Below are 14,527 nucleotides of genomic sequence, written 5' to 3'. Positions count from 1 at the left end.
TTGCTATATAGCAACCCTTTTCTATTAAAATCACAATAATTTTATTTACTTAAATACATTCTTCTACGCTGGTATAAATCATAAAACTCATCGTCTTTAAGACTGTCGATAAACAAGATGCTTTCACCTGTACTCTTCATTTCAGGCCCCAGATTCTTATTTACGTTAGGGAATTTATTGAATGAGAACACCGGCTGTTTGATTGCATATCCTTCTAATTTAGGATTAAAATCAAAATCAGTAACTTTTTTATCGCCAAGCATTACTTTAGTGGCATAGTTCACATACGGTTCGCCATAAGCTTTAGCTATAAAAGGTACTGTTCTGGAAGCTCTCGGATTCGCTTCAATGATATACACTTTATCATCTTTAATTGCGAACTGAATATTTATCAAGCCTACAGTATTTAAAGCAAGTGCAATCTTTTTAGTATGATCTTTTATCTGCTGCATTACAAACTCACCTAGATTAAAAGGAGGTAAAGTAGCATTTGAATCACCAGAGTGAATTCCACAAGGCTCGATGTGCTCCATTATACCAATGATATATACATTCTCACCGTCACAAATTGCATCCGCCTCCGCTTCTATGGCACCATCCAGGTAATGATCCAACAACAATTTATTATTTGGAATCTTTCTTAGAAGATCAACAACATGCTCCTCTAGTTCTTCTTTGTTAATAACAATTTTCATTCCTTGTCCTCCCAATACATAAGACGGTCTTACCAGGATTGGAAAATCTAATTCATCTGCAAGAGCCAAAGCCTCGTCTGCATTTTCGGCTACACCAAATTCCGGATAAGGAATATTATTCTCTTTAAGTAAAGTTGAAAAACTTCCACGATCTTCAGCTAGATCTAAGGCTTCGAAGCTCGTACCAATAATCTTTATACCGTATTTATCCAACTTCTCAGCAAGTTTAAGAGCCGTTTGACCTCCAAGCTGAACGATCACTCCTTCAGGTTTTTCATGTCTGATAATGTCGTATATATGTTCCCAGAATACAGGTTCAAAATATAATTTATCGGCCGTATCAAAATCCGTAGATACGGTTTCAGGATTACAGTTAATCATGATGGTCTCATAACCACACTCTGCAGCCGCTAAAACCCCATGTACACAACAGTAATCAAACTCAATTCCCTGACCAATTCGGTTAGGTCCCGAACCAAGAACTACAATTTTCTTCTTATCCGTAACCACACTCTCATTGGCTACATAGGTTTCTCCGGAAGCGGTTTCTATTTCATCTTCAAAAGTAGAATAGTAATAAGGAGTTTGAGCTTTAAATTCTGCAGCACAAGTGTCGACCAATTTATAAACCCGTTTAATTCCTAAATCTTCGCGCTTATTATATACTTCACTTTCCCAGCATTTTACCATATGGGCTATTTGTCGGTCAGCAAAACCTTTTTGCTTTGCTTCCAGCAACAACTGCTTAGGCAATGATTCAATAGTATTGTATGTGGAAATCTTTTTCTCCAATGCATCCAGTTCCTCAAATTGCTTCAAGAACCACATATCTATTTTTGTAATTTCGTGTATGCGGCTCAGTGGAATTCCAAGTTGTATGGCATCATAAATTGCAAATACCCTATCCCAGCTGGCATTCGTTAATTTATCAATTATCTGATCATAATTGGTATATCCTTTTCCATCTGCTCCAAGACCATTCCTTTTAATTTCTAGTGATTGAGTAGCTTTATGTAATGCTTCCTGGAAAGATCTTCCGATTCCCATTACCTCTCCTACCGACTTCATTTGTAACCCTAAAGTACGATCTGAACCTTCAAATTTATCAAAGTTCCAACGAGGAATCTTAACGATAACATAGTCCAAGGTCGGTTCAAATAAAGCAGAGGTAGATTTTGTAATCTGGTTATCCAATTCATCTAAGGTATAACCTATGGCTAGCTTAGAAGCTATTTTTGCAATTGGATATCCTGTAGCTTTTGATGCTAAAGCAGAAGAACGAGATACACGCGGATTAATTTCAATAGCAATAATATCTTCTTTTTCATCCGGACTCACAGCAAACTGAACATTACATCCCCCTGCAAAATCACCTATACTGCGCATCATCTTGATAGCCATATCCCGCATACGTTGGAAAGTTCTATCAGAAAGTGTCATAGCCGGGGCTACAGTAATAGAATCTCCAGTATGAATCCCCATCGGATCCATATTTTCGATAGTACAGATAATTACAACATTATCATTTTTATCTCTTAGAAGCTCCAGCTCATATTCTTTCCATCCCATCATGGCTTTATCAATCATCACCTCGTGAATTGGTGAAATCTCTAAACCACGACTTAACAATTCGTCAAAGTCTTCCTTCTCATAAACTATTGAAGCTCCTGCACCACCAAGCGTATATGAAGCTCTAATTACTAATGGGAATCCAAATTCCTGAGCAATTTCTTTACCTTTCAAAAAAGAGGAAGCTGTTGCTTGAGGTGCCATTGGAACGTCAATTTTCCCCATAAGCTCACGAAACTGCTCTCTATCTTCAGTGATATTTATGGCTTCAATATCAACACCTATAATTTCTACTCCAAAATCTTCCCAAATACCTTTCTCGTCAGCCTCTATACATAGGTTTAGAGCTGTTTGACCTCCCATCGTTGGAAGCACCGCATCAATATTTGGATGTTCTTTAAGGATTTCAACAATAGACTTGGTAGTCAAAGGTTTCAAATAAACATGATCGGCCATTTTAGGATCTGTCATAATCGTAGCAGGATTGCTATTGATTAGTACAGTTTCAATCCCGTCTTCTCTTAGTGATCTAAGTGACTGAGATCCAGAATAATCAAACTCACATGCTTGCCCGATAATTATTGGGCCCGAACCGATAATTAAAATACAATTGAGGTCTTTTCTTTTTGGCATCTTCCTGGTGTTGTGTAATTTAAACGAATTCTTTCTATAAGATATAAAAAAAAGGTGTTACTAATAAAAGTAACACCTTCATATTTTAAAAAATACTGATATCATTATTTTTTATGTCTTGGTTCAGAAGACACACTTAATTTCTTTCTTCCTTTTGCTCTTCTTTTAGCAAGCACCTTTCTACCGTTAGCAGTTGCCATTCTTTCTCTAAACCCGTGCTTGTTTCTTCTTTTTCTTTTAGATGGTTGAAATGTTCTTTTCATGACTTAATATCTTTTTCTAACTTGGTAAATCTATTTATTAGTGCCCGCGCTTCAATTCCTTGTGCAAAGTGCGGCGCAAAAATACAACAAGTTTTTACTTTGACAAACCTTTTTGAAAAAATATTTTTATTTGTTTTTATTAACTTTGGCCTCCAAAATTACTCATTTAATCATGTACAACAAAAATATCAAATTAGTATTAGCAGGATTGACATTAGCCTATGCCGTTTATCAATTTATAGAAGGAAACATCGGCAATGGTATATTCTTAATACTTATTGCGTTAGTCTTTGTATTTCTATATTTCAGAAATGAATTTATACTTTTGGCCTTTCTCAGAATGCGTAAACAAGATTTTGAAGGCACCAAAAAGTGGTTAGATAAAATTAAGAATCCTGAGAGTTCTTTAATAAAAAAGCAACAAGGTTACTATAATTACCTGAATGGTATAATGGCTTCTCAAACAAACTTAACTCAAGCAGAAAAGTACTTTAAGAAAGCACTTAAGTTAGGATTATCCATGGGTTACGATAAGGCAATGGCAAAATTAAGCCTGGCGGGTATTGCCATGCAAAAAAGAAGAAAAAGAGAAGCTACTATGTTATTAAATGAAGCTAAAAAACTAGATAAACAAAATATGCTGGCCGATCAGATAAAGATGATGCAACAGCAAATGAAAAAAATCTAAATAAAAGCCGCTTGATGCGGCTTTTATTTTGTTATAAAATAGGAGCCCACAAGCGATTGAATGACTCTTTAATTTTTTGAACTTTTGATCTATTTCTCCACGAATCTAAAGTTAGCTCTCTACAACTCTTTAGATCTTCATTAAATACCTCAGAAAGCTCTTTGGTTATTGCCCGGTCGTAAACCAATGCATTGATCTCAAAATTAATATTGAAACTTCTGTAATCCATATTCGAAGTACCAACAGTAGCAAATACATCATCGACCACCATAGTTTTTGCATGAACAAATCCCTTCGTGTAAAGATAAACCCTGACTCCAGACTCCAGCATTTCTTCTACAAATGAAAAACCGGCATATTGTGCCGCCCATGAATCTCCTTTTTCAGGCAAAATCAATTTCACCTCCACGCCACTTCGCGCAGCAGAAGTAATAGCAGTCTTAACCTCATCATTAGGAATAAAATAAGGAGTGGTAATATATATACTTTTATCAGCAGTATTTATTGCAGTAAAAATAGCCTCCATAATACTCGCCCAGTCACTATCAGGACCGCTAGCCGCAATTTGAACTAAAGCTTTATCATTGATCTCTGGTTTTGGAAAAAAGTGATCCTCAATAACAAGGTCATAATCTGTCAAAAAATCCCAATTAAGTAAAAAATGTAATTGTAGGGATCCGACAGCCTCACCTTCAATACGTAAATGAGTATCTCGCCAATACCTGTCAGAACCTGGAATATTCACGTATCGATCAGTAACATTTATACCTCCAACATATCCAACTTTCCCATCGATTACGGCTATTTTTCTATGATTTCTATAATTCAGCTTACTGGTAAATTTCGGGAAGTAAACCGGCATAAAAGGATGATACGTTACCCCGGCTTCCTTCAATTTCTTGTAAGCTCTCGAAGTAAGCTTACTTCCCACATAATCATAGCTAAGCCTTACCTTCACTCCATCCTTCGATTTTTTACAAATCAAATCAATTAATTGCCCACCAATAATATCATCCTCAATTATATAATATTCCAGATGAATGGTCTTTTCCGCTTTATCTATATCTTCAAAGAGGGCTTTAAACTTTTGTTCACCATTCAGAAGAACCTTAACCCTATTGTGAATTGTTAATGGAGAACGCTCTGATCGGAAAAGTAGCTTTACCAACCTAATCTTATCTTCCAGAAGATTGTCCTCAATTCGCTGAATAATATCCGAATCCAAAAACAAAGAGTTCTTCCACTCCTTAATCCGGTGTTGATTTAAAACATTTTTCCTTTCGAAGATTTTGCTTTTACGATATTCCTGTCCAAATAGATAATAAATAACAATTCCTACAAACGGGAATGCTAAAAGTAAAATTAAATAAGAGAGGGTTTTGGTTGGGTTAACATTACTTAAGATAATACTTATAGCAGTGATCACTGCTATAAGATAGTTAAGCCCTAATAAAAGCTCCCAAGAATAATTTTTTAATACTTCAAACACTATTTAGCTTTCGAATAATATCCTTTTTCCGGAATTTCTATCTGATATTTCTTTCTTGATGCATTATTCAAATACGAATCTCTCAACCAGGGATTATGGATTTTCAACACCTTGTAGTTAATGTCAAACTTTTTGGCAAAATCAGCAAAATCCGTAACAGGCGTATCTACCTGTACTTCATATGTAGGAATATGCTTGTACAGATGGCTTTCATCCAGATTAAAGCCATATGCTTTCGGATCTGACAATATTTCTTTAATAGCCAGAATTCTAAAAACATATCTTCTAGTCTCTTCACCAAGTAACAAATCGTAATAATCTGCTACCTTCTGACGATCCAATTGTCTGGTTACACCTGCCATTCCAGCATTGTAGGCTGCTGCTGCCAGAGTCCATGACCCTAGTTTTTCTTTAGCATCTTTTATATACTCACAGGCAGCTTCGGTTGATTTTACAACATGATATCGTTCATCAACATTATCATTAACCTCCAGCCCATAATCCTTTCCTGTACCCTTCATTATTTGCCAGAACCCTGTTGCTCTTGCCGGTGAAACTACATTTTGTAAGCCACTTTCAATAACTGCTAAATATTTAAAATCATCTGGAACACCATGTTTCTTCAGAATTGGCTCTATGATTGGAAAATACTTGTTGGCCCTTTTAATCAATAACAACCCGTTAGATTGCCAATAAGTATTTACCAATAATTCCCTGTCCAGACGTTCCCAAACATCCGGATCAGAGAGTGGCACTTCTTCTCCTGCAAAGTCTATCTTCTCAGGAAGATCTAAAGCATATACATTATAATCTTTTGTTTTTTCGTTTAATAAAACCGAGTCCTTACCTACAACCGACTCAAACTCCTGCTCTGATTGAGCTGCATTTATAAACATACTTGCTACTACTATAGCTCCAACACTCATTAAAAAAAACTTTACGTACTTCATTTTGAAATTTAATATTATTTCTTAAAAAATCTTTGTAGAGTAAAGATACAAAAGCGTTTCACTCCTCTAATATTAATCTGGGTAAATTCTCGTTAAACCATTTAAATCTATTAATAATCATTACATGAGTTCCTCCCGGAACCTCTATACAATCATCTATATAAGCCCTTGGGAATACTGCATCTTTTTCTCCGTGTATATGAACAACGTCTGGAAGCGGTTTTTCTTGTTTCCAATTTACTACTTTATCAATAGACCAATCCAAATAATATTTATCTCTTACAGATAAATATTGTTGATATAGATCAAGTCTTTTAGTAACGACATCCCCAAAGGCATATTTCGCCAACAATTCAATATTATTTGCCAGTCCTGTCGGTAAAATTTTGTGAGCATTGGTATATCTCGCAAATAGCATTCTCTTAGGTAACTCTTTAGTACTTTTCACACTAGATATCACGATTAACTTCCTTACCGGAATTATTTTTGCCATTTCCTGAACAAGTATTCCCCCGAATGAAACTCCAATTAAAACAGGGTCCTTATGCTTAATATATTGCGACATCCGACTGGCATATTCTTGTAAAGACTCTCCCTTTTCAGGGATGATCCATTCTAAGTAATGACAATCAAACCTGTCTTCAGGTAACTTTATATTTTTAAATATCAAAGAACTGGCTGCCATACCAGGCATTAAGTAAACTGGAACTTTTTCTACTGGTTTAACCATGTTAATTTAATGTAAAATAGGGTCTTATCTATTTTTTTAGTAATTTTGCACCAACAAAAGTAGCTAATTCTTTTCCAAACCATCAATTTTAAGCTTTAACAACGAATGATTAACTATAGTATAAGACAGATAATAAAACTGTTCAAATACACTATTATTCTTATTAATTTTGATAAATAGATCTAAATCCCTCAAATGATGAATGATGTTTCTATTACAGACAATGATTTTTTACGCCAATTCGAAACAACCACTGATGGAGTTTTGGCTAAAATCGAATACGCTCTACAGGAAAGAAAAATTTTCTTAACAAAAATGGTGATTCCAGAAGAGGTTACCGATGTAGCGTTTAAAGACAATTTTATTAAGGCTGTGCTTAAGCACATTGAAGAACAAAATTTGAAAGTTGTCCCTACCGCTCCTGAAATTGCTGGGTTTTTGAGAAAACACAAAGAATACAAGGACCTTTTACCTGTAGGGATAAGAATTTAAACCAAAAAAAAGGAGTTAACCTCAAAATTAACTCCTTTTTTTTATGCCTTTACAGTTTCTGTATTTGTAACAAAATCAAACCTTACCATTCCATCATCGTCGATCTTTTTCAGTTTGACCTCGTGAAGCGTATTGACCAATTCGGGATTCCACGGAGCTTTGACTTTTACGTAATTTTCTGTAAAGCCATAAATATACCCCTCTTTATTTTCTCCCTCAAATAGTACTGTTCGGGTGGTTCCTAATTGACTTTCATAAAAAGCCCGACGTTTTTTAGCTGACAAACCTCTCAACATTTTACTGCGCTTTGATCTCACCTTCTTATCTACACTTCCCTCCATGCTAGCCGCTTCTGTATTATCTCGCTCCGAATAGGTAAAAACATGAAGGTATGAAATATCCAGATCATTCAAAAAGTGATAGGTTTCTAAAAAATGCGCATCGGTTTCCCCGGGAAAACCCACAATCACGTCAACGCCTATACATGCATGCGGCATCAACTCTTTTATTTTACGTACCCGGTCTACGTATAATTCCCGTAGATATCGGCGCTTCATTTTCTTCAGAAGATCATTGCTACCACTTTGTAATGGAATATGAAAATGAGGTACAAATGCTCTTGATTGCGACACAACTGTAATCGTCTCATCCTTTAGCAGGTTAGGCTCAATCGATGAAATCCTTAAACGCTCTATACCATCTACTTCATCCAGAGCCTTTACCAAATCAAGAAAGGTATGCTCGTGGCGTTTATTACCAAATTCCCCCTTACCGTAATCCCCGATATTCACACCAGTTAAAACTATTTCTTTGATGTTTTGTTCAGATATTTCACGAGCATTCTTCAGTACATTATCCAAAGTATCACTTCGGGAAATTCCTCGAGCTAGTGGAATTGTACAATAAGTACACTTGTAATCACAGCCGTCCTGAACTTTTAAAAAAGCCCTTGTCCTGTCACCAATAGAATAACTCCCCACATAAAAATCAGCATCTTCAATTTCGCACGAATGTACTTCACCAAAGTCATTCTTGGAAAGATCATTCAAATAATCAGTAATTTTAAACTTTTCAGTAGCTCCAAGCACTAAATCAACCCCTTCAACATCTGCCAATTCCTCTGGTTTAAGCTGAGCATAACAACCAACTGCAGCCACAAAAGCATCTGCGTTTATTTTTTGCGCCTGTTTAACGATACGCTTAAATTGCCTATCGGCATTTTCAGTAACTGAGCAAGTGTTAATTACATATATATCTGCCTTTTCCTCAAAATCCACTCGATCAAAACCTTCATTCTGAAAACTCCGGGCAATGGTAGACGTTTCTGAAAAATTCAGTTTACATCCTAATGTATAAAAAGCTACTTTTTTTCTTTCCATGGCGAACTTATTTCGCTATCTAATTATATTTACATCATCAATAAAAGAGATCACTCCTTTTTGGGAGTGCAAATATACCAACTAATTCTTGTATGATAAAATATAGACTTAACAGCTTTCCCAATCTAATTACGTTCATATCAATAAGTTGCATTGTTGCACTATTCATTTCATGCAAAAAACAAAATAGAAACAATTACGACCATCTCGTCTTTAGATATAACGAACATATGAATATCCTGTCTCTGGATCCTGCATTTGCCAGGGTAAATAGCGATATATGGGCGGTTAATCAGTTATTTAACGGATTGGTAGAACTTGATGATTCCCTCCTCATAACCCCTGGTATTGCTAAAAAATGGACCGTCTCTGAGGATGCACTCACCTATAAGTTTACGCTTCGACATGATGTATATTTCCACAAACATCCCTTATTCGGAAAAGACAGCACCCGGCTTGTTACTGCATACGATTTCGAATATAGCTTTAATCGACTTTTAGACCCTGAATTAGCTTCACCCGGTAAATGGGTATTAAATAATGTAGATGACTTTAAAGCTGAAAACGACACCACCTTCACCATCCAATTAAAACAAGCATTTCCGGCCTTTGTAGGCCTCTTAACCACCAAGTACTGCTCGGTGGTACCAGAAGAAATTGTAGAACATTACGGTCAGGAATTTAGAAGAAACCCCATTGGTACCGGACCATTTAAATTTAAATTATGGGAAGAAAACGTAAAACTGGTATTTAGAAAAAATGAACTTTATTTCGAAAAGGATCAAAGTGGTAAAGCACTTCCCTATCTCGAAGCAGTAGCGATTACTTTTTTGCCTGACAAACAAAGTGAATTTCTACAATTTGTTCAGGGTAATATTGATTTCTTAAATTATTTAGATGCTTCTTACAAAGATGAACTTTTGAGCACAACAGGAGAATTACAACCTCAATACAGAGATTGGGTACGCATCGTAACCGCTCCGTATTTGAACACCGAATATCTTGGAATTTATATGGAGGGTGACACAAAAGAAACCCAATCCATCCTTATTCGCAAGGCACTTAATTACGGTTTCGACCGAAAAAAAATGATTAAATATTTACGCAACGGTATTGGCACCCCAGCAGAAAATGGATTTATCCCAAAAGGACTGTCGGGTCATAATACTAATATAGGATACAGCTATCAACCTGAAATAGCCAAAGAACTAATAAATAGATATAAAAAAGAAACAGGTATTTCTCAACCCGAAATAACCATCACCACAGATGCCAACTATTTAGATGTTTGTGAATATATACAACGGGAAGTTGAAAAAATTGGATTAATCATCAATATCAATGTTGTCCCGTCGTCAACCCTGAGACAAAGCAAGGCTACAGGAAAACTTGCCGTATTCAGAGCAAGTTGGGTAGCCGATTATCCAGATGCAGAAAATTACCTCTCCCTTTTTTACAGCAAAAATTTTGCTCCAAACGGACCGAACTACACTCATTTTTCAGATGACACATTCGACAAGTGGTATCAAAAAGCCTTAAAAGAACCCAACGATTCTATTCGCACAATTTTATATAAAAAAATGGATAGCCTGGTAATAAGTAAAGCTCCTGTTGTACCTCTATACTATGACGAAGCCATTCGATTTACCCATAAAAACCTTAAAGGTTTAAACGCTAATCCGTTAAATATGCTAAACTTAAAAAAGGTTTCTAAAGTCCCGGCAAAAAAATAGATCGTAGGTTTGTTTTAGTTTTTTTTTCGTAACTTAATGTATTCAACTCCTAAAGTTCTAATGATTATGTCTGGGAGATCGAATGCAATATCAAAAACTGTTCAGAAAAAAAAGAACAGAACACCCCTCGGCAAACTTAGCCGACTAGAACAATACGGCAGTTTACTAACCAAAAAACAAGAGAGTCAAAAATTAAACAGAAAAGAACTTTTAATACAAAACCTCAAATTAAATCAAAAGAAAAAAAAGCAGCAACATAAACGAAATATCCTTATAATTATGGTGTTGATAGGTCTAACCATCCTTATCCTAAGCATTTTCCTTCTCTTTAAATAAAAGGATGATTCAAAACCACCCTAACTCCGGAAAAATATAATTTCATCACATTTCGTAATAAATATCTTTACAGATCATCCACACCTAACAAATTGATTCCGTGACAAGTAAACATAAAACAACTCAACCAGTCTTGCTTAATAAAATATTATCGTTAAAGATTAGACACTAAAATACGAACCAAGGACAATCTGGATTTTTTTCATTTAGAGCAATAGGAATTATCTCCTGTGGTTCGAAAATTCGATGTGCTGCTTAATTAAAACACGCGATCGGCCAATTCCGGCTTGTTAGTTTTTCCTATACTTTTTTGTTTCTTCAAAAACAAATTCAAGTATTGCAGCCTCTTGCTCAGTAAACTCAATACCTCTTCGTTTCATCACTACCCTGGATGTTTCAAAAGCCTTTTTAGGTAAATACGTAGAAAATCCACTAGCACCTCCCCAACTAAAGCTAGGTATAAAATTTCGAGGGAATCCACTACCAAAAATATTTGCACTTACTCCAATAACAGTCCCAGTATTAAACATGGTATTAATCCCACACTTACTATGATCTCCCATTGTCAGTCCACAAAACTGAAGTCCGGTTCTGGCAAACCCCTCTGTCTCATAACTCCAGACTCTTACCTGATCGTAATTATTTTTAAGATTAGAAGTATTTGTATCCGCTCCAATATTGCACCATTCACCCAAAACGGAATTCCCTAGATACCCCTCATGACCTTTATTCGAATTCGCAAACATAACCGAATTGGTTATTTCGCCTCCTCCCTTGCAATGTGGCCCGATGGTTGTTGGTCCATATATTCGAGTACCCATTTTCAGTACAGCCTCATCACCCAGGGCAAATCCTCCACGAATCATACTCCCTTCCATAACAAGAGCATCCTTACCAATATAAATAGGACCTGTAGAGGCATTTAAGGTACAAAATTCAACCTGAGCCCCTTCTTCCAAAAATATATTCTCAGCACAAACAACATTATTGGTATTGGAAATTGGAATACTTTTACGGTCTTTTGTCATCAATTCAAAATCAGCCTCTATTGCTGCACCGTTTTTACTAAAAATATCCCAGGTATGCTCAACAGTAATCAGCTCACCATGATATTCAACAACTTCATATGACTCCAAATCAATTTCTTCCTGAGTGTCTGAAGTGTAAAAAGCAACCACATCATCCTCATAAAAAATAGCCTGATTATTCCGTAGGTTCTTCACCATTTCAACCAATTTCTCATTTGGAAGAACCGAAGAGTTTATTAATACATTATGCTCCATTTCTACCATAGGGTATTTTTCAGACAGATACTCTTCTGTAATAGTAGTAGTGGTATACCCAAGATATTTTTCCCACTTTTCACGAATGGTTAAGATTCCAATACGAATATCGGCAACAGGACGTGTATAGGTGAAAGGCAACAAAGCATTTCTTGCCGGTCCGTCGAATAAAATATAGTTCATACGGCTTACAACTTAGATGTAATTTATTAATCAAAAATAAAAAATAGACATCACTTTAACCTTACTTTAAGGACACCTTTTTCTTATGAAATAAAAAAACCTCTGAAAATTCAGAGGTTTTAATTTTATGATATTGTAAAAAACGCTTATTTCTTGAATTTAGCGTATTTGTTTTTAAATTTATCGATACGACCAGCTGTATCTACTAATTTAGCCTTACCAGTATAGAAAGGGTGTGAAGTTCTAGATATTTCTAATTTGATCAATGGATACTCAACACCATCCACATCAATAGTCTCTTTAGATTCTGCTGCAGACTTAGTGATAAAAACATCGTCGTTAGACATATCTTTAAATGCCACTAATCTATAACCTTCTGGATGTATACCTTTTTTCATCGCCTTAATTTTATTATCGCTTATTACGTTTGTCGAATTTTCAGAGGTGCAAATTTAAGCATATTTTATAAACTAACAACACATTAGCTTAAAAAATCATCTATAAGTTTAAATTTCTTCTTTTCGTGTAACAAATGTACGGAGTTTATTACTAATTTCACATAACAAATTAATTATATAACATGGAGAACACTCAACCAAAGACAGGCAAATTTGCTTTAAGATTCGGATTAATTCTTGGTGCAATTAGTATTGTTTTTAGTCTAATGCTATTTTCTTTAGACATGCACTACGAACAAAACACTGCCGCAGGCATTATCGGAATTGTGATCATGGCCGCTGTAGTTTCAATTGCAATTTTTCAATACAGGAAGGCCAACAACAATGTATTAACATTATCTCAGGCTTTAAAAGTTGGAATCGGGGTTGCCCTAATCGCTGGGGTTATAGGTGTAATATACCAATACCTATTAGTAAATGTAATTGATGCGAGTTTTATGGAGAAATTCGCTGAGATGCAGCGAGCAAAATTAACCGAAATGGGCAAATTCACCAGTGAAGAAATTGACAAGCAGATTGAAGCCAGCAAAAATTATTTCTGGATAGGTTACCCTATTGCTCTTATCATGAGTCTTTTCTTTGGGTTTATCGTATCACTTATAGCAGGTCTTATTATGAAAAAGGCTCCAAGTGAATACTAATTATTATCTTTGAAACTTAAATCGACTCAGAGATAACGTACATGAATATATCAGTAGTAATACCGCTACTTAACGAATATGAATCATTAAACGAACTTCACGATTGGATTGCTAAGGTTATGCAGTCCAATCGTTTTTCGTATGAAATCATCTTTATTGATGACGGAAGCACTGATGATTCCTGGAAAAAAATCAAAAATCTTTCCCAGAAGGACTCCAATGTAAAAGGAATCCGTTTCTTTAAAAATTATGGTAAATCACAAGCTTTACATGCCGGCTTTAATTTAGCCCAGGGAGATGTGGTTATAACCATGGATGCCGACTTACAAGACAACCCGGAAGAAATACCTGAACTTTTCAATCTTATCATTAAAGAAAAAAATGACTTAGTCTCAGGCTGGAAAAAGAAGCGATACGATTCGGTAATTTCAAAAAATTTACCTTCAAAACTCTTTAATTGGGCGGCAAGAAAAACATCAGGAGTAAAACTTCACGATTTTAACTGCGGCCTCAAAGCCTACAGAAATGAGGTTATTAAAAATATAGATGTATACGGAGAAATGCATCGATATATCCCCGTCTTGGCAAAAAATGCTGGTTTCAAGAATATCAGTGAGAAAGTTGTTCAACATCAAGCCCGAAAATATGGTAAAACTAAATTTGGGATGGAGCGCTTTATTAATGGTTTTCTGGATTTAATTACAATTTGGTTTATATCTAAATTCGGTAAGAGACCTATGCACTTTTTTGGAGCGCTGGGAGTACTCATGTTTTTCATAGGCTTCCTTACAGCTGGATTTATAGGTGTTTCGAAATTATATAAATTATACCACGATTTGCCCACCATACTGGTAACCCAAAACCCTTGGTTTTATATATCTTTGACCACTATGATTATCGGTACTCAGCTCTTCATGGCTGGCTTTTTAGGTGAAATTATCCTAAGAAATAAACGTACCAGTAATGAACGATATAAAATTTCTGAAATGATTAACACATAAGTGT

13 protein-coding genes are annotated in these 14,527 nt (G+C 35.5%); 5 read left to right on the top strand and 8 right to left on the bottom strand.

The genetic code is table 11. From position 1 onward, the window contains the following. Window positions 1–41 precede the first annotated feature (41 nt). Both carB and rpmH read right to left on the bottom strand, forming a co-directional pair. Entirely contained in the window at window positions 42–2,897 is a 2,856-nt protein-coding gene (gene carB / locus BM361_RS03380; RefSeq protein ID WP_038264762.1) for a carbamoyl-phosphate synthase large subunit, read from the bottom strand. A 104-nt stretch (window positions 2,898–3,001) separates the two neighbouring features. Next, window positions 3,002–3,160: a 50S ribosomal protein L34 gene (gene rpmH, locus BM361_RS03375; protein ID WP_038264765.1), complete on the bottom strand. Its 159-nt coding sequence runs from the start codon at window positions 3,158–3,160 to the stop codon at window positions 3,002–3,004. Between the two features lie 172 nt (window positions 3,161–3,332). On the opposite strand from rpmH, the gene BM361_RS03370 reads away from it, so the two are divergent. Continuing rightward, window positions 3,333–3,848, top strand: coding sequence for a membrane protein (locus BM361_RS03370; RefSeq protein ID WP_038264767.1), 516 nt, complete (start codon window positions 3,333–3,335; stop codon window positions 3,846–3,848). 31 nt (window positions 3,849–3,879) lie between these two features. Here the strand turns inward: BM361_RS03370 and cls are convergent, their stop codons facing one another. The 3 genes from cls to BM361_RS03355 are packed head-to-tail and all read right to left on the bottom strand — an operon-like array spanning window position 3,880 to window position 7,017. Continuing rightward, window positions 3,880–5,337: a cardiolipin synthase gene (gene cls, locus BM361_RS03365; protein WP_074976906.1), complete on the bottom strand. Its 1,458-nt coding sequence runs from the start codon at window positions 5,335–5,337 to the stop codon at window positions 3,880–3,882. Continuing rightward, on the bottom strand, window positions 5,337–6,287 hold the full coding sequence (locus BM361_RS03360) for a lytic transglycosylase domain-containing protein (protein WP_074976904.1): 951 nt from the start codon (window positions 6,285–6,287) through the stop codon (window positions 5,337–5,339). Before BM361_RS03360 ends, cls begins: the two co-directional genes overlap by 1 nt. Before the next feature lie 58 nt (window positions 6,288–6,345). Beyond that, window positions 6,346–7,017 (bottom strand): alpha/beta fold hydrolase, encoded by a 672-nt coding sequence (locus BM361_RS03355; protein ID WP_038264777.1) that lies wholly within the window; start codon window positions 7,015–7,017, stop codon window positions 6,346–6,348. A 198-nt stretch (window positions 7,018–7,215) separates the two neighbouring features. Between BM361_RS03355 and BM361_RS03350 the strand changes: the two genes are divergently transcribed. Beyond that, window positions 7,216–7,509, top strand: coding sequence for a GNAT family N-acetyltransferase (locus BM361_RS03350; RefSeq protein WP_038264781.1), 294 nt, complete (start codon window positions 7,216–7,218; stop codon window positions 7,507–7,509). Between the two features lie 41 nt (window positions 7,510–7,550). Here BM361_RS03350 and mtaB read toward each other — a convergent pair whose 3' ends face one another. After that, window positions 7,551–8,888: a tRNA (N(6)-L-threonylcarbamoyladenosine(37)-C(2))-methylthiotransferase MtaB gene (gene mtaB, locus BM361_RS03345; protein ID WP_074976902.1), complete on the bottom strand. Its 1,338-nt coding sequence runs from the start codon at window positions 8,886–8,888 to the stop codon at window positions 7,551–7,553. Between the two features lie 92 nt (window positions 8,889–8,980). Between mtaB and BM361_RS03340 the strand changes: the two genes are divergently transcribed. Beyond that, window positions 8,981–10,621 carry an ABC transporter substrate-binding protein gene (locus tag BM361_RS03340; protein WP_074976900.1) on the top strand — a complete coding sequence of 547 codons (1,641 nt, stop codon included), beginning with the start codon at window positions 8,981–8,983 and terminating at the stop codon, window positions 10,619–10,621. A gap of 626 nt (window positions 10,622–11,247) precedes the next feature. Here the strand turns inward: BM361_RS03340 and BM361_RS03330 are convergent. Both BM361_RS03330 and BM361_RS03325 read right to left on the bottom strand, forming a co-directional pair. Next, entirely contained in the window at window positions 11,248–12,423 is a 1,176-nt protein-coding gene (locus BM361_RS03330; protein ID WP_038264792.1) for a GlmU family protein, read from the bottom strand. A gap of 146 nt (window positions 12,424–12,569) precedes the next feature. Then, window positions 12,570–12,821, bottom strand: coding sequence for a type B 50S ribosomal protein L31 (locus BM361_RS03325; protein ID WP_038264794.1), 252 nt, complete (start codon window positions 12,819–12,821; stop codon window positions 12,570–12,572). Window positions 12,822–13,003: 182 nt separating this feature from the next. On the opposite strand from BM361_RS03325, the gene BM361_RS03320 reads away from it, so the two are divergent. Continuing rightward, the gene (locus BM361_RS03320; protein WP_074976898.1) at window positions 13,004–13,522 is read left to right on the top strand and encodes a DUF4199 domain-containing protein; all 519 of its coding nucleotides are present in this window, start codon (window positions 13,004–13,006) and stop codon (window positions 13,520–13,522) included. 41 nt (window positions 13,523–13,563) lie between these two features. Next, window positions 13,564–14,523, top strand: a complete 960-nt coding sequence (locus BM361_RS03315) for a glycosyltransferase family 2 protein (RefSeq protein WP_038264798.1) — start codon at window positions 13,564–13,566, stop codon at window positions 14,521–14,523. The last annotated feature ends 4 nt before the right edge of the window (window positions 14,524–14,527 follow it).

Source organism: Zhouia amylolytica, assembly GCF_900116365.1.
Taxonomy (GTDB): domain Bacteria; phylum Bacteroidota; class Bacteroidia; order Flavobacteriales; family Flavobacteriaceae; genus Zhouia; species Zhouia amylolytica.
The sequence above is the reverse complement of the archived record's forward strand: the minus strand, read 5'-3'. Positions and strand labels throughout refer to the sequence as shown.

Excerpts from the sequence above, each read along its gene's own strand:
- carB (WP_038264762.1), bottom strand. The coding sequence starts at position 2,897 with ATGCCAAAAAGAAAAGACCTCAATTGTATTTTAATTATCGGTTCGGGC.
- rpmH (WP_038264765.1), bottom strand. The coding sequence starts at position 3,160 with ATGAAAAGAACATTTCAACCATCTAAAAGAAAAAGAAGAAACAAGCAC.
- BM361_RS03370 (WP_038264767.1), top strand. The coding sequence starts at position 3,333 with ATGTACAACAAAAATATCAAATTAGTATTAGCAGGATTGACATTAGCC.
- BM361_RS03360 (WP_074976904.1), bottom strand. The coding sequence starts at position 6,287 with ATGAAGTACGTAAAGTTTTTTTTAATGAGTGTTGGAGCTATAGTAGTA.
- BM361_RS03355 (WP_038264777.1), bottom strand. The coding sequence starts at position 7,017 with ATGGTTAAACCAGTAGAAAAAGTTCCAGTTTACTTAATGCCTGGTATG.
- BM361_RS03350 (WP_038264781.1), top strand. The coding sequence starts at position 7,216 with ATGAATGATGTTTCTATTACAGACAATGATTTTTTACGCCAATTCGAA.
- mtaB (WP_074976902.1), bottom strand. The coding sequence starts at position 8,888 with ATGGAAAGAAAAAAAGTAGCTTTTTATACATTAGGATGTAAACTGAAT.
- BM361_RS03340 (WP_074976900.1), top strand. The coding sequence starts at position 8,981 with ATGATAAAATATAGACTTAACAGCTTTCCCAATCTAATTACGTTCATA.
- BM361_RS03330 (WP_038264792.1), bottom strand. The coding sequence starts at position 12,423 with ATGAACTATATTTTATTCGACGGACCGGCAAGAAATGCTTTGTTGCCT.
- BM361_RS03325 (WP_038264794.1), bottom strand. The coding sequence starts at position 12,821 with ATGAAAAAAGGTATACATCCAGAAGGTTATAGATTAGTGGCATTTAAA.
- BM361_RS03320 (WP_074976898.1), top strand. The coding sequence starts at position 13,004 with ATGGAGAACACTCAACCAAAGACAGGCAAATTTGCTTTAAGATTCGGA.
- BM361_RS03315 (WP_038264798.1), top strand. The coding sequence starts at position 13,564 with ATGAATATATCAGTAGTAATACCGCTACTTAACGAATATGAATCATTA.